Source organism: Herbaspirillum sp. CAH-3 (genome assembly GCF_009668275.1).
In the GTDB taxonomy this organism is placed as follows: domain Bacteria; phylum Pseudomonadota; class Gammaproteobacteria; order Burkholderiales; family Burkholderiaceae_D; genus Herbaspirillum; species Herbaspirillum aquaticum.
Genome location: NZ_VSWE01000009.1, coordinates 174,680 through 193,054 on the forward strand (window position 1 = coordinate 174,680; position 18,375 = coordinate 193,054).

Annotated in this window: 17 protein-coding genes; 6 read left to right on the plus strand and 11 right to left on the minus strand. The window is 64.3% G+C overall.

The features are described from left to right. The first annotated feature begins 185 nt into the window (after positions 1–185). Positions 186–1,868: a Na+/H+ antiporter gene (locus FYB76_RS13380; RefSeq protein ID WP_088754911.1), complete on the plus strand. Its 1,683-nt coding sequence runs from the start codon at positions 186–188 to the stop codon at positions 1,866–1,868. Positions 1,869–2,045: 177 nt separating this feature from the next. On the opposite strand, the gene FYB76_RS13385 is transcribed toward FYB76_RS13380, so the two are convergent. The 6 genes from FYB76_RS13385 to FYB76_RS13410 form a co-directional block, all read right to left on the minus strand. After that, positions 2,046–2,315, minus strand: coding sequence for a hypothetical protein (locus tag FYB76_RS13385; RefSeq protein ID WP_088754910.1), 270 nt, complete (start codon positions 2,313–2,315; stop codon positions 2,046–2,048). Between the two features lie 234 nt (positions 2,316–2,549). Then, positions 2,550–3,341, minus strand: coding sequence for a transporter substrate-binding domain-containing protein (locus FYB76_RS13390; RefSeq protein WP_154133943.1), 792 nt, complete (start codon positions 3,339–3,341; stop codon positions 2,550–2,552). A gap of 13 nt (positions 3,342–3,354) precedes the next feature. Next, on the minus strand, positions 3,355–4,128 hold the full coding sequence (locus tag FYB76_RS13395) for an ABC transporter permease (protein WP_088754909.1): 774 nt from the start codon (positions 4,126–4,128) through the stop codon (positions 3,355–3,357). A 130-nt stretch (positions 4,129–4,258) separates the two neighbouring features. Further along, entirely contained in the window at positions 4,259–5,260 is a 1,002-nt protein-coding gene (locus FYB76_RS13400) for an ABC transporter substrate-binding protein (protein ID WP_088754908.1), read from the minus strand. Further along, on the minus strand, positions 5,257–6,030 hold the full coding sequence (locus tag FYB76_RS13405) for an ABC transporter ATP-binding protein (RefSeq protein WP_088754907.1): 774 nt from the start codon (positions 6,028–6,030) through the stop codon (positions 5,257–5,259). Before FYB76_RS13405 ends, FYB76_RS13400 begins: the two co-directional genes overlap by 4 nt. Before the next feature lie 215 nt (positions 6,031–6,245). Beyond that, positions 6,246–7,136: an NAD-dependent epimerase/dehydratase family protein gene (locus tag FYB76_RS13410; protein ID WP_370516348.1), complete on the minus strand. Its 891-nt coding sequence runs from the start codon at positions 7,134–7,136 to the stop codon at positions 6,246–6,248. Positions 7,137–7,172: 36 nt separating this feature from the next. On the opposite strand from FYB76_RS13410, the gene FYB76_RS13415 reads away from it, so the two are divergent. The 3 genes from FYB76_RS13415 to FYB76_RS13425 all read left to right on the plus strand — a co-directional run bounded on the left by FYB76_RS13415 (position 7,173) and on the right by FYB76_RS13425 (position 10,406). Beyond that, entirely contained in the window at positions 7,173–8,222 is a 1,050-nt protein-coding gene (locus tag FYB76_RS13415; protein ID WP_154133945.1) for a CDP-6-deoxy-delta-3,4-glucoseen reductase, read from the plus strand. A gap of 420 nt (positions 8,223–8,642) precedes the next feature. Continuing rightward, complete coding sequence (locus FYB76_RS13420) at positions 8,643–9,845, plus strand: acetylornithine transaminase (protein ID WP_154133946.1); 1,203 nt, start codon at positions 8,643–8,645, stop codon at positions 9,843–9,845. Between the two features lie 21 nt (positions 9,846–9,866). Further along, positions 9,867–10,406 (plus strand): C40 family peptidase, encoded by a 540-nt coding sequence (locus FYB76_RS13425; protein ID WP_167386291.1) that lies wholly within the window; start codon positions 9,867–9,869, stop codon positions 10,404–10,406. On the opposite strand, the gene FYB76_RS13430 is transcribed toward FYB76_RS13425, so the two are convergent. From FYB76_RS13430 to FYB76_RS13450, 5 genes are all read right to left on the minus strand, one after another. Continuing rightward, positions 10,394–11,167, minus strand: coding sequence for a FadR/GntR family transcriptional regulator (locus tag FYB76_RS13430; protein WP_088754903.1), 774 nt, complete (start codon positions 11,165–11,167; stop codon positions 10,394–10,396). The genes FYB76_RS13425 and FYB76_RS13430 overlap by 13 nt on opposite strands. 8 nt (positions 11,168–11,175) lie before the next feature. After that, the gene (locus tag FYB76_RS13435) at positions 11,176–12,237 is read right to left on the minus strand and encodes an Ldh family oxidoreductase (protein WP_154133947.1); all 1,062 of its coding nucleotides are present in this window, start codon (positions 12,235–12,237) and stop codon (positions 11,176–11,178) included. Positions 12,238–12,283: 46 nt separating this feature from the next. Then, on the minus strand, positions 12,284–13,780 hold the full coding sequence (locus tag FYB76_RS13440; protein WP_154133948.1) for a tripartite tricarboxylate transporter permease: 1,497 nt from the start codon (positions 13,778–13,780) through the stop codon (positions 12,284–12,286). Positions 13,781–13,789: 9 nt separating this feature from the next. Continuing rightward, on the minus strand, positions 13,790–14,323 hold the full coding sequence (locus FYB76_RS13445; protein ID WP_088754900.1) for a tripartite tricarboxylate transporter TctB family protein: 534 nt from the start codon (positions 14,321–14,323) through the stop codon (positions 13,790–13,792). Between the two features lie 128 nt (positions 14,324–14,451). Continuing rightward, the gene (locus FYB76_RS13450) at positions 14,452–15,435 is read right to left on the minus strand and encodes a tripartite tricarboxylate transporter substrate binding protein (RefSeq protein WP_154133949.1); all 984 of its coding nucleotides are present in this window, start codon (positions 15,433–15,435) and stop codon (positions 14,452–14,454) included. Between the two features lie 701 nt (positions 15,436–16,136). On the opposite strand from FYB76_RS13450, the gene FYB76_RS13455 reads away from it, so the two are divergent. Both FYB76_RS13455 and FYB76_RS13460 read left to right on the plus strand, forming a co-directional pair. Beyond that, the gene (locus tag FYB76_RS13455; protein ID WP_154133950.1) at positions 16,137–16,328 is read left to right on the plus strand and encodes a hypothetical protein; all 192 of its coding nucleotides are present in this window, start codon (positions 16,137–16,139) and stop codon (positions 16,326–16,328) included. A 142-nt stretch (positions 16,329–16,470) separates the two neighbouring features. Beyond that, a complete protein-coding gene (locus FYB76_RS13460; protein WP_088754996.1) occupies positions 16,471–18,210 on the plus strand; it encodes an IlvD/Edd family dehydratase in 1,740 nt (579 codons plus the stop codon). Positions 18,211–18,375: the final 165 nt, after the last annotated feature.

An 18,375-nucleotide genomic window follows, 5' to 3' on the forward strand; every position in this document is an offset into this window, starting at 1 on the left:
GTTTTTGCCCGCGCATTCTCCTGATGCAGTGGCACAGGACTGCCACACCGGTGCCGAGCTTGTGCCGCGCAGGTACCGTATACTTGCAAGCTTGTTGCAAGTCATTGCAACGCGCCTGCAACTCCTTGCAGCCCTGCCGGTCTGACCGACCCGCGCCTCATCACAAGAACATCACCTGCTGCCTCATGGAAATCGTCTTCACCGTCCTGATCCTGCTGCTGGCCGTCGCCGTCTCCGGTGTGGTCGCCCGGCTGGCTCCTTTCAAGCTGCCGCTGCCGCTGTTCCAGATCGCCTTGGGTGCGGTGCTGGCCATGCCCATGTTCGGCCTGCGCATCAGCTTCGATCCGGAACTGTTCCTGCTGCTGTTCATCCCGCCGCTGCTCTTCACCGATGGCTGGCGCATGCCCAAGCGCGAGTTCTTCCGCCTGGCGCGCCCTATCCTGGCGCTGGCCCTGGGCCTGGTGATGTTCACGGTGGTGGGCGTGGGTTACTTCATCCACTGGATGATCCCGGTGATCTCGCTGCCCTCGGCCTTCGCGCTGGCGGCGGTGCTCTCGCCCACCGATGCGGTGGCGGTCTCGTCCATTGTCGGCAAGGGCCGGCTGCCGGCCTCGATGCAGCACGTGCTGGAGGGCGAGGCGCTGATGAATGATGCGTCCGGCCTGGTGGCCTTCAAGTTCGCGATCGCAGCCGTCATCACCGGCACCTTCTCGCTGCTGGACGCCAGCATTTCCTTCGTGCTGATCGCCGCCGGCGGCATTGCCGTGGGGCTGATCGTGGCCTGGGGCTTCGGCCTGATCCGCCGCAAGATCATCGAGTGGGCCGGTGACGAGCCGGGCATCCAGGTCGTGCTGCTGTTGCTGATCCCCTTCACGGCCTACATCTTTGCCGAACACTTTGGTTTGTCCGGCATTCTGGCGGCGGTGGCGGCGGGCATGCTGATGCCCTACCTGGAGACGGCCGGTGGCGAATCGGCGGCCACGCGGCTGCAGGGACGCAGCATCATGACCATGCTGGAATTCGTCTTCAACGGCATGTCCTTCCTGCTGCTGGGCCTGCAATTGCCGGGCATCGTCAGCCTGGCCCACGTGGATGCGCAGATGGCAGGCAATGTGCCGGTGTGGCACCTGTTCGTCTACATCCTGGCCATCACGGTGGCGCTGATCGTGCTGCGTTTCGTGTGGGTCTGGATCAACCTGCGCATGCGCCGCTTTGCCTCGGCCCTGCGCGGCCAGAGCGGGCGCAACCGCAAGTTCGACCTGCGGCTCATCAGCATCACGGCGCTTTCCGGGGTGCGCGGAGCCATCACGCTGGCCGGTGTGATGTCGATCCCGCTGCTGCTGAAGGAACATACGCCCTTCCCGGCGCGCGACCTGCTGATCTTCCTGGCCACCGGCGTGATCCTGTGCTCGCTGCTGTTCGGCAGCTTCCTGCTGCCGTGGATGCTCAAGGACCTGCAGCTGGACGCCGAGGTCAAGCGCCGCCGCGCCGAGGAAATGATGGCGCGCCTGCGCCTGTCGGAGGCGGCCGTGCGCACCATCGAGGAGGCGCAGGAACGCATCGGCGTCAATCTCGATGAATCGGATCTGGCGCTGTTGATGGAAGTCAGCGGCAGCCTGCTGGCGACCTATCGCATGCGCATGAATGCCGAGAGTGATTCGGAAGAAACCCAGCGCGCCGCCAACCGCTTCAAGCAGTTCGAGCGTGAACTGCGGCTGGAGGCGATCCGCGCCGAGCGGCTGGAAGTGCACTACCTGCGCGCTGAACAGCGCATCAATGACGAGACTTTCCTGATGCTCATCAACCAGATCGACATGGCAGAGACCTGGTTGCTGGGCTCATTGAATGGGCCGGGGCAGAATCACTGATCCGGGGCGCCTGCCGCCACAGCGACAAAGCCCGCAACGCCCTTGTACCGGGCGTTGCGGGCTTTGTTGAATCCAGGTTAAGAATCCGGAATTGGCCACTCATTGGCCACTCATTGGCCATTCATTGACCATTCATTGACCAATGCGCGGCCGGTTCACCTGGCCGGCAAAACAGAATCAGGCGACCGAATTGACCGTGGTACCGATGATCTCGCCGGTCGCATTGCGCGAAGCCTGCTCGCGGCGATTGCGTTCCTGGCGGGCATTTTCGGCGCGGGTTTCATCGGCCTGGATTTCTTCCAGGCGGCGCTGCTCCGCCTTCAGGGCGGCGGCGGCTTCTTCAGCACGGCGCACGGCCACCGGATCGTTGGCCTTGCCAGTGGTCGGTGCGTTGTTGTTGGGGTCGGAGACGACGCCGTTGACGGCAGAGGAAATGTCCATGGCCATGATGGGCTCCCTTTGAAACGAAGGCTGAGTAATGACAACCGGCGGCAACAGGATGTGCCTGCCAGTGGAATGAATGCCGTCTATGTTACGCCCATTGCCGCGCTCTGCCACAAGGAAAATCCTGAAATGGCGGGATTTTTGTGCGCTCGGAACGAAGCGGCTTGCGCGCCCGTCAAGAAATCGCGCCGGATCGATATCGCCGAGGCAACTTCCTTGCCACGCTGGCAAGAGGCCTCAGTGGCAATCCGGCACGTTCTGGTCGAGATAGACCTCGAAGGCCACGTTGTTGACCCACTTCTTGATGGCCTTGTCCCAGAACGCATCGTTCCATCGCGCGGCCAGTTGCCGTGCGGCGGCCAGGTCGGCCGGATCGTTGCCGCGCACCTGCAGCGCCAGCGCCTGGCGGCTCACCGGCGGCAGCTGGGCGGAGAACTTCTTCCATTCGGGCAGTTTCAGCAGCGCCTTCATGAGCGTGTCGTCATGCACGGCCGCATCGCACTGCCCGATGCGCACGGCCAGCAGGGAATCGGCCGGGGCCGGCATCACTTTCTCGATGGCGGCATAGCGCGCGCTGAGGGTGCCGACATAGGGCGACCCGGCGGAGACGCAGACGGTGCGGCCTTTCATGTCTTCCCATTTGCGGATGGTGGTATCGGTGCGCATGATGGCCATGCCGCCGGCGCTGTAGCCAGTGGGGACCGCAATCACATCGGCCGCGCCCGCCTGGGCCGCATCGATACGCGTGAGCACCACATCAGGACGCACGCCCTTCAGTGCAGCGCGGTCTTGCGTAGTGGGCTGGAGATCGGCCTTGAGCTTCCATTGCGCGGCCAAGTCCTCGGCCGGCACGATGGCGATGTTTTCCGGGGTACGGAATTTCATGCCGCCCTTGTAGACGGGCGGCACGTGGTCCAGCCCGATGCGCACGATGTCACTGCGGCGTGCGTCATCGAGTACGCCGGCCTGCGCAGCCCCCAGGAACAGGCAGGCCGATGCCAGCAAGGTGAAGCGAACGAGGGGGCGCATGGAAGGCATCAGGTCAGACGTACTGGTACTTGAGCAGGCGGTGCTTGAGGTTTTCCAGGATCACCTGGTCGATCAGCGCAGCCAGGATGGCGATGGTGAGGATGTTGGCCATCACGCCGATCATGTCGGCCGTCTCGCCCGAGTAGGCCAGCGTGCGGCCCAGGCCCTTGCCGAAACCGACCAGCATTTCAGCGGAGATCAGCGCGCGCCAGGCATTGCCGAACGCCAGCTGGGCACCGGTGATGAGTTCCGGCATCACCGCCGGCAGGTACACCCGGCGCAGCATGGACAGGCGCGAGGCCCCCATCACGCGGGCCGCCGAGACATGCACCTGCTGCACGCTCTCGGTGGCATTCATGACCGAGAGTGCGGCCGGGAAGAAAGCGGCAATGGCCACCACCACCACGATGGGCAGGTTGCCGAAGCCCATCAGGATCAGGAACAGCGGCACCCAGGCAATCGAGGGAATCGATTGCAGGATCACGATGGCCGACTTCAGCACTTCACGGAAGAAGAACAGCACCGCCCCGATCAGGCCGAAACCGATGCCCAGCACCAGCGCCGAGCCATAGCCCAGGCCCAGGCGATAGAGACTGCCGAAGAGGGCCGTGCGGAAACTGCCGGACTGCACTTCCTCCACCAGCCGCGCGGCCACCTCGGGCACGCCCGGCATCAGGAAGGACGGCAGCGACCAGGCCGCGATCTGCCACATCAAAAGGATGAAGACGATGGCCAGCAGCATGGCCAGTTTCTTGCGGAGTCCGGTAACGCGACGCTGTGAGCTCATAAGGACAGGAAAGACAATGGCCGGACAGGGTCCGGCCAGATTAAAAAACAGGAGGACTACGTTGGCATGACATCCCAAACCGTTCGGGCTGAGTAGGCCCGAACGGGCCGTATCGAAGACGCTCCGGCAGTTACAGCTTGCGGGCGTTCTGCCACGACAGGTCGGTGATGGAATTCACATCGAAGGGCTTGCCGTCGCGGGTCTTGAGCGAACCTTGCGATTGCAGGATATCGGCGATCTCCTGCATGCGGTCCTGGTCTTTCTTGCTGATCTTGGGCGTGAAGGTCTGGCTCTTGATGGCATCGCGGATCACGTCCTCGCGCAGCATCTCGCCATGCTTCAGGGTCTTCAGGGTCGGTTCGGCGATGAAGTAGCCGGCGATCAGCTTGGAGGCTTCGGCAGGCTTCTTCTGCAGCAGGGTGATGGCGTCGCGTTGCGCATCCAGCGACTTCCAGACGGCATCGCGCTTCTTCTTCAGGGTCTCGCCGGAAGTGATGACGACCATGCAGGGGAAGGGCCAGACTTCACCGATTTCATAGACCTGCTTGACCGGCGCGATCAGTTGCGCGATGCGCGCCTGCGGCTCGAACAGGAAGGCCGCATCGACGCGCTTGCCCACCAACGACTGCACCGCCACCTGGGGCGAGACGCCCATGACGTTGACGTCATCGGGCTTCACGCCCGCATCGCGCAGCACCACGCCCTTGAGCACGGTGTCGGCGGTGCTGCCTTCGGCTTGCGAGGCCAGGGTCTTGCCCTTCAGGTCAGCCACCTTGTTGATGCCGGAATCCTCGCGCGCCACCAGGGCGTGATAGCCCAGCTGCGCGCCGCCGACCACCTTCAGGTCCGCCCCCTTGGAGGCCCAGGCCACGGCATTGGAGAAGCCGAACACGCCGCTGTCGAGCTGGCCGCCGACGATGGCCTTGACCAAGTCGGTGCCGGACTTGAATTCGATCAGTTCCACATCCAGGCCGTATTTCTTGTAGAGGCCCGCTTCATAGGCGGCCATGGCCTGGGCATCGTCCATGACGCGCAGGTAGCCGATCTTGAATTTTTCCAGGGCAAAGGCGTTGCCGGAGAAAGCCAGGGCAGCGGCGGTGATGGCCGGTGCCAGGATGCGTGCGAGTTTCATACTCCTACCCCTTCCAGGTTTTTTGCAAATTCGTCCTGCTCGGCGTGGATGCCCAGCAGGCAAAGGATTTCACGGCGGGTGGCCGCGAATTCGGACAGGTCGTGCGTCTTTTCGTGATGCACGAGATTGAATTCCTTCAAGACCTTGGCCGGACGCGGGCTGAACACGAAGATGCGGTCGGCCAGGAACAGCGCCTCATCGACATCGTGCGTCACCAGCACCACGGTCGGGCCCTGCTGGCGGATCAGGTCGCGCAGGGCATCCTGCAGGGTCATGCGGGTGAGCGCGTCGAGCGCACCGAAGGGTTCGTCCAGCAGCAGCGCCTTGGGTTGCGAGATGAAGGCACGCGCCAGGGCCGCGCGCTGGCGCATGCCGCCGGAGACCTGGTGCGGATAATAGTTTTCGAAACCCTTGAGCTTGACGTTCTCCAGCCAGACGCGGGCCTGGTCGGCGGCTTTCTTCTTGTCGACATTCTGGAATTCCAGTGCCAGCGCCACGTTCTGCTGCAGCGTCAGCCATGGGTAGAGCGCGTTTTCCTGGAACATCAGGGTGCGCTCGGGATGCGGTCCGCGGATGGCCTGGCCGTCGGCGGACACGGTGCCGCTGCTGGGCTTTTCCAGGCCGGCGGCCATGTGCAGCAGCGTGGACTTGCCGCAACCGGACGGGCCGACCAGCGCAACCAGCTCACCGGAGGCGATCTCGCGGGTAAATTCCTCGATCACGTGCAGGTCGCCGAAACGCTTGGCGACGGTGTTGAAAGATAGCTTCATGTGGTCCGCGGACGGGCCGCGCGCAAGGGATAGTGGAAGGGGGCCCGATGCAGATCGGTTCATCTGGGCCTCAATCCGCCCAGAACCGGCCGTGCAGCCTCCCCCTTTTAGTCAGGCATGCACTGTACTGAGGCCGGCTATGCAAAACAACTACTTAAAAATCGTATGCTTATTCGTATTTCGAATAAGAAAGGTGGGCAAAACGCATAAAGGCGTCAGCCCTTCGTCAGCCTTTGCTCCCGCCACTGGGCCAACAGGCTCTGCACCTCGGGATAACGCAGCCGCACGCCCAGCTCTTCCTTGATGCGGACATTGTGGAGGCGGCGCGATTCCGACATGAAGGACAGCATCATCGGCGAGACGCTGCGTTCCAGCTCGCTGCGCGGCAGGCGCGGCGGACGCGGCAGGTCGGCAGCATCGGCCACGGCGTCGAAGTAGTCGCCCATCTTGAGGTCGGTATCGTCCACCGCGTGATAGACGCGATTGGGCGCGCCTGCGCGCATCGCGGCCAGACAGATGCGGGCCAGGTCGTCCGCGTGGATGTGATTGGTATGCACGTCCTCCTGCGCCGCCAGGGCCGGCAGGCCCTTGTGCAGGCGCTCCAGCGGCAGGCGGTCGGCGGCGTAGATGCCCGGCACGCGCAGGATGGAGAGCTTGCCGTGGCGGCGCCGGGCCCAGGCGCGCAGGACCGTTTCGGCGTCCACCCGGCGCACCGCGCGGGCGTTCTGCGGACGCACGCGCCGGGTCTCATCGAAACTTGCGCCAGCGCAATCTCCGTAGACACCGGTGGTGCTGACATAAACCAGGCGCGCGCCCTCGGGTAAAATGGCGGCCAAATTGCGAGTGCGGCGGTCGATGCGGCCCTCGGACTGCGGCGGCGCCAGATGCACGATGGTCGGTGCCAGGCGCGCCAGGCAGCCCAGGGTCAAGGGCGCGTCCAGGTCGGCCACGATGGGAATGGCCCCGGCGGCGCGCAGTTCGGCGCGGCGCTCGGGGTTGCTGGTCACGGCCAGTACGCGGTAGCGCGGCAGCAGCAGCGGCACCAGCCGCAGGCCAACATCGCCGCAGCCCAGGATCAGTACGCGGGGCAGGCCCAGTTTTTTCACGGTGTTCAATCCAAATTTATCCAGAAGCAGAATTGTATGAGTTTCCAAGTCACAGTCCAGCCCAGCGGTCGCCAATTCTCCTGCGACGCCAGCGAATCCATCCTCACCGCCGCCATCCGCGCCGGTGTCGGCCTGCCCTACGGCTGCAAGAACGGCGCCTGCGGCTCCTGCAAGGGCAAGCTGGTGTCGGGCCAGGTCGAGCACGGCCCGCACCAGGTGCGCGCCCTCTCGGAGCACGAACAGCAACTGGGCCATGCCCTGTTCTGCGTGGCCAAGCCGCACAGCGACGTCACCATCGAGGCGCGCGAAGTGGCCGGCGTGGGCGAGATCCCGGTGCGCAAGCTGCCGGTGCGGGTGGCCAAGCTGGACAAGGTGGCCGACGACGTCATCATCCTCTCGCTGCAATTGCCGGCCAATGACCGCCTGCAGTACAAGGCCGGCCAGTACGTGGAATTCCTGCTGCGCGACGGCAAGCGCCGCAGCTACAGCATGGCCACCGCCCCGCACAAGGATGAGCACATGAGCCTGCACATCCGCCATCTGCCGGGCGGTCTCTTCACCGACCAGGTCTTCACTACCCTGAAGGAACGCGACATCCTGCGCATCGAAGGCCCGCTGGGCACCTTCTTCCTGCGCGAGGACTCCGACAAGCCCATCATCCTCCTGGCCTCGGGCACCGGCTTTGCGCCCATCAAGGCCATCGTCGAGCAACTGGAACATGCCGGCTCCAAGCGTCCGGTCACCCTGTACTGGGGCGGCCGCCGCCCGCAGGACCTGTACATGAACGCCCTGTGCCAGCAGTGGGAACAGGACCTGCCCAACTTCAAGTACGTGCCGGTGGTCTCCAACGCCCAGGCCGAGGACAACTGGAGCGGCCGCACCGGCTTCGTCCACCGCGCCGTGATGGAAGACTTCCCCGACCTCTCGGGCCACCAGGTCTATGCCTGTGGCGCACCGGTCGTGGTGGAATCGGCACAGCGCGATTTCAGCGCCCAGTGCGGCCTGCCGGAAGACGAGTTCTATGCGGATTCCTTCACTTCCGAAGCCGACCTGGCCAAGGCCGTGTCGGACAGCCCGGCCGCCTGACGGGCCCCCTGCGGGCGCCGGTGCTGTCATGCCGGCGTCACGCAGATTTGCGAAGATGCCGCGCAAGCCTGATGCCGCGCGGCCCGGCGAGATGCGATGAAATTGCAACGGTGGCCCGCCCGATGCGCCTGCCAGCGGCTGCGGCGGGAAATTTCTTTTTGACGCTCTGCGCAAAACGTCCTAAACTTCACCGCATGATCGCCAACGCCACATTCTTACGACGCCGCAGCCAACCTGAGAAAGGTTTGCTGCTGCGCGCGTGAAGTGAAACGAATCGCGAAGCCACAGGCAAACCCTGTGGCTTTTTTTTATTCGCCATTTTGGGTCTGTCGTGCGCCTGCCGCCTAGCGCTTAGTGCTCATGTGTCAGCAACGGTCTGCACCACCCTCCCAACCACCCTATTCTTGCAGGAGCCTCTCGATGCAATTGAACCAGTCCGACACCAACAAGCTGATGTATGTCACCAACCGCCCCGAGCTGGTCTTCACGGAAGGCCACGGCATGTGGCTGACCGACCATAACGGCAAGCGCTATCTCGACTACCTGCAAGGCTGGGCGGTGAACACCCTGGGCCATTCGCCGCAATGTATCGCCGACGCGCTCAACGCCCAGAGCAAGAAGCTGATCAACCCGTCGCCGGCCTTCTACAACGCGCCCTCGATGGAACTGGCCGAGCTGCTGACGGCCAACTCGGTGTTCGACCGCGTGTTCTTCGCCAACAGCGGTGCCGAAGCCAACGAAGGCGCCATCAAGCTGGCCCGCAAGTGGGGCAAGAAGAACCCGGCCGCCGATGGCTCCTCGCGCTTCGAGATCATCACCTTCAAGCACAGCTTCCACGGCCGTACCCTGGCCACCATGTCGGCCAGCGGCAAGGATGGCTGGGACACCATGTTCGCCCCGCAGGTACCGGGCTTCCCCAAGGCCATCCTGAACGACCTGGCCAGCGTCGAAGCGCTGATCGGCAGCCACACCGTGGCCGTGATGCTGGAGCCGGTACAGGGCGAAGGCGGCGTCATCCCGGCGACCAAGGAATTCATGCAAGGCCTGCGCCGCCTGACCAAGGAAAAGAACCTGCTGCTGATCGTCGATGAAGTCCAGGCCGGCATGGGCCGCACCGGCCAGCTGTTCGCCTACCAGCACTCCGGCATCGAACCGGACATCATGACCCTGGCCAAGGGCATCGGCGGCGGCGTGCCGCTGGCCGCCCTGCTGGCGCGTGAAGAAATCGCCTGCTTCGAAGCCGGCGAACAGGGCGGCACCTACAACGGCAACCCGCTGATGACCGCCGTGGGCGTGGCCGTGATCAAGGAACTGTTGAAGCCCGGCTTCATGGAATCGGTGCGCGAGCGCGGCCAGTACCTGCGCCAGCGTTCCCTGGAAATCTCCGAGAAGTATGGCTTTGAAGGCGAGCGTGGCGAAGGCCTGCTGCGCGCCCTGCAACTGGGCAGCGACATCGGCCCGCAGATCGTCGAAGCCGCACGCAACCTGGAACCGGTGGGCCTGCTGCTGAACTCGCCGCGCCCCAACCTGCTGCGTTTCATGCCGGCCCTGAACGTGACCAAGGAAGAGATCGACCAGATGTTCTCCATGCTGGAAGACGTCCTGGCCAAGATCGGGAAGTAAGCGATGACGGGGCGCGCAAGGATGGCATTGACGCACGGGGCCGCTGTGCCCTCTTCCCGCTCGGCGCTGGCCGCAGTGTGTGCGGCACTGGTACTGGCCGCCTGCGGCACGACGCCGACCGCGCCCCCCATCGCCCGGCTGCCCGGTGCCCCGCAATCGCAGGCACCGGCGCTGCCGGCCACCGACAATGGCAATGAAGTGGCGCTCTATGCGCTCTCGCTGATCGATACCGGCTACCGCTTCGGCGGCAAGAATCCGTCGGCCGGTCTCGATTGCAGCGGCATGGTCAGCTACATCTTCGGCCAGGCCGCCAATTACCGCATCGCTGGCAGTGCCGCCGATATCGCCCGCCAGGGCCGCCAGATCGATCCTTCCCAATTGCGCGCGGGCGACCTGGTGTTCTTCAATACCCAGAACCGTCCCTTCTCGCACGTGGGCATCTATCTCGGCGATGGCCGCTTCGTGCATGCGCCCTCCACCAATGGCAAGGTGCACATCACGCGCATGGACAATCCCTATTTCTCGCGCCGCTTCGAAATGGCGCGCACCTACTTCAACTGAAGCGACGTCTTGCGGGCGGGCCGTTTGCGCGGCGCGCTCTCCTGTTGCTGGCGGTTGCCGTATTCCCGGATCAGGTTGGCGCTGTAGCGCGTGAAGGCGATATCCATGTGTCGCCGCATGGCTGCACGCGCCTGCTCGGGATTGCGTTCGCGCAGCGCCTGCATGATGAGGCCGTGTTCCTCGATGGCTTCCTGCCACACGCGAGTGCCGTCAAAGTGGCTGTGCAGGCGCTCGAACAGCGGCCCCAGGCGGGCATCGAAGAGCTGCGTGACCAATCCGACCAGCACGCTGTTGCCGGTGGCTTCGGCCAGGCGGATGTGGAAGAGGCGGTCGGCTTCCAGCGGATCGATGCCCGCCTCCGTATGCGCGATCATGAGGGCATAGGCTTCCTCCACGGCGGCAATCTGCTGCTTGCTGCCATGCTGGACGGCGGCATAGGCCACTTCGCCTTCGATCATTTCGCGCGCACGCAGCAGTTCCAGTGGTCCTTCCTCGCCCGACAGGTCGTGCCGCAGTTCACGCTGCATGGGCGGCGCGCAGACATAGATGCCCGAGCCCATGCGTACTTCGATATAGCCCTCCACCTCCAGCGCGATGAGCGCTTCGCGCAGCGAAGGCCGGCTCACGCCCAGCTGCACCGACAGTTCACGCTCGGACGGCAGGCGTGAGCCGACGGCGAACTCTCCTTCCACGATCAGCTTGCGCAACTGGTCGCTGATCTGCCGGTACAAGCGCTGCGGTTCGATCGCTTCGATGGGCATGGTGGTCCTCAGCCGAGGGTCGCGGGAAACTCCAGATCGTAGGCGGCACCGGCCTCGCGCAGCATGGGCGCAATGGTCGGGTGCAAGGCCACGCCTTGCGCCAGCTGCTCGGCGCGGCGCTGCATGCCACGGTCGCCGGGCATGCGCACCTGGCCCACGCCGGGGCGCGGAGGATTGCTGCGGCAGGCCTGGGCGATGTGATCCATCTGGCGCTTGAAGTCCTGCTCGCCGCCGAAGGCCGAGGGATCATAGAGCGACATGAACACCGTCGCCCCCCAGCCCGCTGCCGGATCGGCACGCCCGAAACCGGACAGGCCTCCGGTCAGCGCCTCGATCAGCACCGCCAGGCCGAAGCCCTTGTGCCCTGCCGAGAGCCCGCCCAACGGCAGGATGGTGCCCGGTGGCGTGGCCGCGAGCACGGCCGGGTCGCGGCTGGGATGGCCGGCGCCATCGATGAGCCATTCTTCCTCGAACTGCTTGCCGGCCTTGTGCAGCCGGTTGCTCATGCCGTTGGTGGTGATGGAGGCCGAGATGTCGACCAGGAAGGGCGTGCCGGAAGTGGGAATGCCGGCCGCAATCGGATTGGGCGTAAACACCGCCTGCGTCCCACCAAAGGGCGCCACGCTCTGCACTGCCGGGTCCGAGCTGGCCAGGATCATCATGAAGCCCTCTTGCGTGGCACGCAGCAGATAGGCGGCCAGGCAGGCGATGTGATGGCTGTGGTGAATGGTCAGTGAAGCGGTGCCATAGTCGCGCGCCTTGGGGATCAAGGCATCGATGCCCTGGTGCACCAGCCACGGGCCGGGCAGGCGGCGGCCATCCCAGGCCAGCGCGGCGGCACGCTCCGAGAGCACCTCGGGCTGGCCGCTCTTGGCCATGCTGCCCTTTTCCAGTTCCTTGACGTAGGGGGCCAGCAGGGCCAGGCCGTGCGTGTCGTGGCCCAGCAGGTCGCCGTCGACCAGGGTGGCGGCGACGCTGTCGGCCTTGGCGGCCTCGAGGCCTGCGCGCTGCAACAGGGTGGAGCCGAACTGACGCAGGGCGTCAGCGGAGAAACGTTCGGGCATTGCCATGGAAGCACCTTTCCTTGCTTGAATCATCGATTGAATTCTTTTCACCTCAGGCCAGGGCCAGCGGCTTCCTGCGCACCAGCTTGAGCACCAGCGGCAGCAACCACAGCAGCAGCGTGATCACGCCCAGCGTCCCGGCGATGGGGCGCTCGAAGAAGGCCAGGAACTGGCCGTCGGACTTGATCATCGAGGTCACGAAATGTTCTTCCAGCATCCCGCCCAGGACCACGCCCAATACCGCCGGCGCCACCGGGAAACCGTTCTCTTCCATCACGTAGGCCAGCAGGCCGAACACCAGCATGATGCCCACGTCGGTGACGCTGTTGTTGGTCGCATAGGAGCCGACCACGCAGAACAGCAGGATCAGGGGCATCAAGATGCCGCGCGGGATGGAGAGGATGCGCTTGGCCATCTTGATGCACCAGAAGCCCAGCGGCAGCATCAGCAGGTTGGCGAGGATGAAGACCAGGAAGATGGCATACATCGACACCGGGTTGTCGACGAAGATCATCGGCCCCGGATTGAGGTTCTTCATGTAGAGCACGCCGATGACGATGGCGGTGATCGAATCCCCCGGGATGCCGAACACCAGCGCCGGAATCCAGGCCCCGGCCAGCGCCGAATTGTTGGCCGCACCCGATTCGACGATGCCTTCCGGATGGCCGGTGCCGAATTTCTCGGGCTCCTTGGACATCTTCTTGCTCATCGCATAGGACATCCAGGCCGCGATGTCAGCGCCCGCGCCGGGCAGCGCACCGACCAGGGTCCCGAGGACGCTGCCGCGCAAGACCGATTTCGGATACTTGACCATCAGCCCCCACATGCCCTTGAAGACGTTGCCGACGCGGCTTTCCGCGACCTTCATGGTGAAGTCGCGCGAGACCGCGAAGCGCAGCACTTCGGACATGGCGAACATGCCGACCATCAGCGGCACCAGCGATACCCCGCCCAGCAGGTCGGGCTGGTCGAAGGTGAAGCGGGGCGCACCGGCCGGGTTGCCCATGCCGATGGAGGCGATGAACATGCCCAGGAACAGCGAGACGAAGCCCTTCAAGGGATTGTCGGAGGCGATGAAGATGGCGCAGGTCAGGCCCAGCAGCACCAGCCAGAAATATTCGAAGGAGGAGAATTTCAGCGCCAGCTCGGCCAGCGCCGGTGCCGAGAAAATCAGGACCAAGGTACCGAACAAGCCGCCGATGACCGAGAACACCAGGCTGGCACCGAGCGCAATCTCGCCCTGCCCTTTCATGGTCATGGCATAGGCTTCGTCGGTATAGGCAGCCGATGAGGGCGTGCCGGGAATGCGCAGCAGGCAGCCGGGAATGTCGCCCGAGAAGATCGCCATGGCCGTAGCCGAGACCATGGCCGCGATGGCCGGTACCGGCGGCATGAAGAAGGTCACCGGCACCAGCAGTGCTACCGCCATGGTCGCGGACAGGCCGGGCACCGCCCCCATGAAGAGGCCGAAGATGGAGGAACCGAGGATCACCGCCAGCACGTAGGGATCAAACACCATCGCCAGTGCGGCATAGAGGTTAGCAAGCATGTCGTCTCCTTACCAGGCCAGGGGCGTGAGGATGCCCCAGGGCAGGGGCACCTTGAGCAGTTTGTAGAAGATGGTGTGGATCAGCAGCGCACTGGCCAGGGCCACCGGCAGTGCCACCATCACGCGGGTGCGGAAAGTCAGGAACAGCACCAGCAGCAGCACGAAGGCCGTCGGCAGGAATCCCAGGGGTTCCGAAACCCGGATGTAGAACACCAGTGACAGCGGAATCAGCAGGAAGGCCAACACCGCACGGCCGCTGCGGAACCAGTCAGGCAGCGTGAACCAGCGCGCATCCTGGTCATCGGCGCCGATGGTGGCAATGCGCGAGCCGGGCGCACTGCGCGCAGCCCGCGCCTGCTGCAAACCGCGCAGGCCACGCAACACCAGCAGCACGGCGCAGATCATCAATCCGCCGGCCAGCGCCTGCGGAAACACATTGGGCCCGATATCCTGCCCCATCGCAGGCAGGCGGGAAGAAGCGATCCAGAGCACCACCGCAAGGACAGCGATCAGCAGCCCGGACAAGGCATCATTGATTTTCATGGAACGGTCCCGAAACGAAGAGCACGGTGAAGGGAGCAAGGCAGGCGCATCGACATGCCGTCAATGCGCCCGCTCCAGGGCAGTTGGCAGCCAGTTAGCCGCCCTGTCGGCAGCCTGCTTCCGGCTGCTTACCGGGCCATGCCCAGGGTCTTGAGGATGGCGCCCATGTCCTCGTCGCTCTTGTCCATGAACTTGCCGAACTCGGCGGCATCGGCATACTGGGTACCGAAGCCGCGTCCGCTCATGAAGTCCTTGTATTCCTTGCTGTCGTAGATCTTCTTGAGGCTGGCCGAGAGCTTGCCCTGCACATCGGCCGGCAAGCCCTTGGGCCCGACGATGCCGCGCCAGGCGCCATTGGTCCAGCTGCTGCCGGTCAGGCTCTTGAGCGTGGGCACCTTGGGATAGAGCGCCGCCGGCTCATTGGCCATGATCACCAATGGCGTGGCCTTGCCGGCGTCGATCAGCGAACGCGCTTCCGGCAGCGAGGCTGCGACGATGTCCACCCCACCCGCAGCCAGGTCCACCATGGCCGGCGCAGCGCCGTTGGAGGGCACGAAGCGCACCGCATTGGGCGCCACCTTGAGGTCGTTCAACATGCCGGCCAGGCCCAGGTGCCAGATGCCGCCCTGCCCGGTGCCGGACGCCTTGAGCTTGCCGGGATTGGCCTTGATGGCCTTGAGCAGGTCGTCGAAGTTCTTGTAGGGCGAATCGTTGCTCACGGTCAGCGCGGCCGGGTCGAAGTTCATCAGCGCCAGAGGCGTGAGGTCACGCGGGGTCAGCTTGGTCAGGCCCTGGTGGTGCATCATCGAAATCTCCACCGTGGCGATGCCGATGGTGTAGCCATCCGGCGTGGCACTGGCGATGGCCTGGTGGCCCACCGCACCATTGCCGCCGGTGCGATTGACCACGTTGACCGGCTGGCCCAGGTCCTTCTCCAGCAAGGCGCCGATGATGCGGGCGGTGGCATCGGTACCGCCGCCGGCGCCCCAGGGCACGATCAGCGTGACCGGACGTTCGGGCCAGGCGGCAAAGGCCGCCGGGGCGGCCAGGACGGTGCAGGCCGCGCTGGCGGCCAGGATGGTCTTGAACAAGGTTCTGCGGGTCAACTGCATGGTCTCCTCCGTTGTCGTCTGCGGCTTATTGCGCGCAATGGGGTGCGGCTAACGTTTTGGCAAAGGACTTTCGTTACCGCTTCTCTGACCTGCGGGGAGCGCCGGAGTGATTGGCCATGCGGAAGGGATCCCCCCCGCTGGTCTCCTGTGTTGTCTCTGTTGCGCAGGTCTCATGCCTTGCTGCTTGTTCTTGTAATCCGGACCGGGCCGGTGACGCTGCATCATGCTGCTGGCCGCGCCCCCGCTTTGGGATGAGTCGCGCAGAGGTCATGTGGTCTGACCAGCGGAGGCTAGAATTTCACATCACCCAAGCAGTGTCAAGGATGAATCGAATGGATCAAAAAAATTCATCCTTGGTGCCATGCAACATTAATAGCCCGTCGCAAACCCTTGCCGGCTCTGGCTTTCAGGCTGGCAGTGTGTTTTACTGCATGTTGCAGCGGCGACGTAAAAAGCCAGCCGCACCATGCTGACAAAAAGCTTTCTCGCGATCTGGTATTACCACTTGACCAAACAAATCCGGCTGCAATAGACTCGCAGCCAATTACACAAGTCACGTCGCTTCTACGTGCCATGCCACCGTCGGGGACGGGGCAGGCCGCAGGGCAGAACGGACGGCACAGACCCAGCCGCCATGGCACCTGCCGGCGGCTCCAGGCAACGGAGACATCCCATTGGCACATCCAGGCACAGCATCGCATGTGAACCGCAGGACGCCGGCCGGCTGGGCGCAGGCGCGCTGCGCCGCCACCGCCTCCAGCGTGCGTGCGCGCCGTGCCCTGCATCGCTGCTCTGCGTTCGGGTCCCTGCTGGCCTTCCTGCTGATTGATTTTTCCCGCTATTTCTTTGACCAGGGCGACAGTCATCCCGTCGCCGCGCGCGCTTTCGCCTGAGTTTGACAAAGTCCAGGTGCGCGCAGGCAGCAAGCATTGAACGGCACTGCTGGCCACATCCGGCCGGCAGCCCATGGATCGCATGAAGCAGGGCAAGGAATGCAGTGCGCGCTTGCGCACGCACCTTGCCAGGGAAACGACAATGACTGACGACACCAAGAAAAAATCCACCCGCCGCAGCCAGGCCTGGTTTGGCCGCCAGGACCGCGATGGGTTCATCTACCGCTCCTGGGTGAAGAACCGCGGCATCCCGCACGACCAGTTCGATGGCCGTCCGGTGATCGGCATCTGCAATACCTATTCCGAACTGACCCCCTGCAATTCGCACTTCCGCGCCCTGGCCGAACAGGTCAAGATCGGCATCTGGGAAGCCGGCGGTTTCCCGCTGGAGTTCCCGGTGATGTCGCTGGGCGAAACCCTGCTGCGCCCGACCGCCATGCTCTACCGCAACCTGGCCAGCATGGATGTGGAAGAGTCGATCCGCGCCAATCCGCTCGATGGCGTGGTGCTGCTCATGGGCTGCGACAAGACCACGCCGGCGCTGCTGATGGGCGCGGCTTCCGTCGATGTGCCGACCATCGGCGTGTCGGGCGGCCCGATGCTCTCGGGCAAATACCGTGGCCGTGAACTGGGTTCCGGTACGGGCGTGTGGCAGATGTCGGAAGACGTGCGCGCCGGCAAGATGACGCAGGAAGAATTCTTTGAAGCCGAGAGCTGCATGCACCGCTCGCACGGCCACTGCATGACCATGGGCACGGCCTCCACCATGGCCAGCATGGTCGAGGCGCTGGGCGTGGGCCTGCCGCACAACGCCGCCATTCCGGCCGTCGATGCGCGCCGCAACGTGCTGGCACGCAACGCCGGCCGCCGCATCGTGCAGATGGTGGACGAAGACCTGGTGCTCTCCAAGATCCTCACCCGCCAGGCCTTCGAGAACGCCATTCGCGTCAACGCCGCCATCGGCGGCTCCACCAATGCGGTGATCCACCTGCTGGCCATTGCCGGCCGCATCGGCATCAAGCTCGACCTGAAGGATTGGGACGACATCGGCCAGCAACTGCCCTGCCTGCTGGACCTGCAGCCCTCGGGCAAATTCCTGATGGAAGATTTCTACTATGCCGGTGGCCTGCCGGCGGTGATCCGCCAGCTGGAAAGCGTGATCGACAAGACCGCCCTGACCGCCAACGGCAAGACCCTGTGGGAGAACTGCCAGGATGCACCGAACTGGAATCCGGAAGTCATCCGCAGCTTCGACCAGCCCTTCAAGGAAGCGGCCGGCATCGCCATCCTCAAGGGCAACCTGGCCCCGGACGGTGCCGTGATCAAGCCGTCGGCTGCCACCCCTGCCCTGCTCAAGCATCGCGGCCGTGCCGTGGTCTTCGAAAACAGCGACGACCTGCACAAGCGCATCGATGACGAGAACCTGGATGTCGATGAAACCTGCGTGCTGGTGCTCAAGAACTGCGGTCCCAAGGGTTACCCCGGCATGGCCGAAGCGGGCAACATGCCGCTGCCGCCAAAGGTTCTGCGCAAAGGCATCACGGACATGGTGCGTGTCTCGGATGCGCGCATGAGCGGCACTGCCTACGGTACCGTGGTGCTGCACGTCTCGCCGGAAGCGGCCGCCGGCGGTCCGCTGGCGCTGGTGCAGAACGGCGACTTCATCGAACTCGATGTGGAGGCGCGCAAGCTGCACCTGGATGTGTCGGACGAAGAACTGGCGCGCCGCCGTGCGCAGTGGAGCAAGCCCGAATTGCCGCCGCAGATGCAGCGCGGCTGGGTCAAGCTCTACGTCGATCACGTGCAGCAGGCCAACCAGGGCGCGGACCTCGATTTCCTGGTCGGCAAGAGCGGACCTTACGTGCCCAAGGACAATCACTGAACCGGCCTGCCCTTGCCTCCTGCAACGGCGGCAAGGGCAGCAAACATGTTTAAAGCCAAGCGGCCAGACCGAATTCCACCTGCAGCAACGTTTCAAGCATCACAGGCTTCAAAAAAGCAGCATTAAGTAAAAGTTAAGGGTCATTGAAACAGCATTAAATTCATC

What these genes read in the sequence shown, in the direction of transcription:
- FYB76_RS13385 (WP_088754910.1), bottom strand. Translation starts at nt 2,315, where the DNA reads ATGGCCATGGACATTTCCTCTGCCGTCAACGGCGTCGTCTCCGACCCC.
- FYB76_RS13420 (WP_154133946.1), top strand. Translation starts at nt 8,643, where the DNA reads ATGCAATTGAACCAGTCCGACACCAACAAGCTGATGTATGTCACCAAC.
- FYB76_RS13380 (WP_088754911.1), top strand. Translation starts at nt 186, where the DNA reads ATGGAAATCGTCTTCACCGTCCTGATCCTGCTGCTGGCCGTCGCCGTC.
- FYB76_RS13425 (WP_167386291.1), top strand. Translation starts at nt 9,867, where the DNA reads ATGGCATTGACGCACGGGGCCGCTGTGCCCTCTTCCCGCTCGGCGCTG.
- FYB76_RS13445 (WP_088754900.1), bottom strand. Translation starts at nt 14,323, where the DNA reads ATGAAAATCAATGATGCCTTGTCCGGGCTGCTGATCGCTGTCCTTGCG.
- FYB76_RS13430 (WP_088754903.1), bottom strand. Translation starts at nt 11,167, where the DNA reads ATGCCCATCGAAGCGATCGAACCGCAGCGCTTGTACCGGCAGATCAGC.
- FYB76_RS13435 (WP_154133947.1), bottom strand. Translation starts at nt 12,237, where the DNA reads ATGGCAATGCCCGAACGTTTCTCCGCTGACGCCCTGCGTCAGTTCGGC.
- FYB76_RS13400 (WP_088754908.1), bottom strand. Translation starts at nt 5,260, where the DNA reads ATGAAACTCGCACGCATCCTGGCACCGGCCATCACCGCCGCTGCCCTG.
- FYB76_RS13415 (WP_154133945.1), top strand. Translation starts at nt 7,173, where the DNA reads ATGAGTTTCCAAGTCACAGTCCAGCCCAGCGGTCGCCAATTCTCCTGC.
- FYB76_RS13405 (WP_088754907.1), bottom strand. Translation starts at nt 6,030, where the DNA reads ATGAAGCTATCTTTCAACACCGTCGCCAAGCGTTTCGGCGACCTGCAC.
- FYB76_RS13395 (WP_088754909.1), bottom strand. Translation starts at nt 4,128, where the DNA reads ATGAGCTCACAGCGTCGCGTTACCGGACTCCGCAAGAAACTGGCCATG.
- FYB76_RS13450 (WP_154133949.1), bottom strand. Translation starts at nt 15,435, where the DNA reads ATGCAGTTGACCCGCAGAACCTTGTTCAAGACCATCCTGGCCGCCAGC.
- FYB76_RS13390 (WP_154133943.1), bottom strand. Translation starts at nt 3,341, where the DNA reads ATGCGCCCCCTCGTTCGCTTCACCTTGCTGGCATCGGCCTGCCTGTTC.
- FYB76_RS13460 (WP_088754996.1), top strand. Translation starts at nt 16,471, where the DNA reads ATGACTGACGACACCAAGAAAAAATCCACCCGCCGCAGCCAGGCCTGG.
- FYB76_RS13440 (WP_154133948.1), bottom strand. Translation starts at nt 13,780, where the DNA reads ATGCTTGCTAACCTCTATGCCGCACTGGCGATGGTGTTTGATCCCTAC.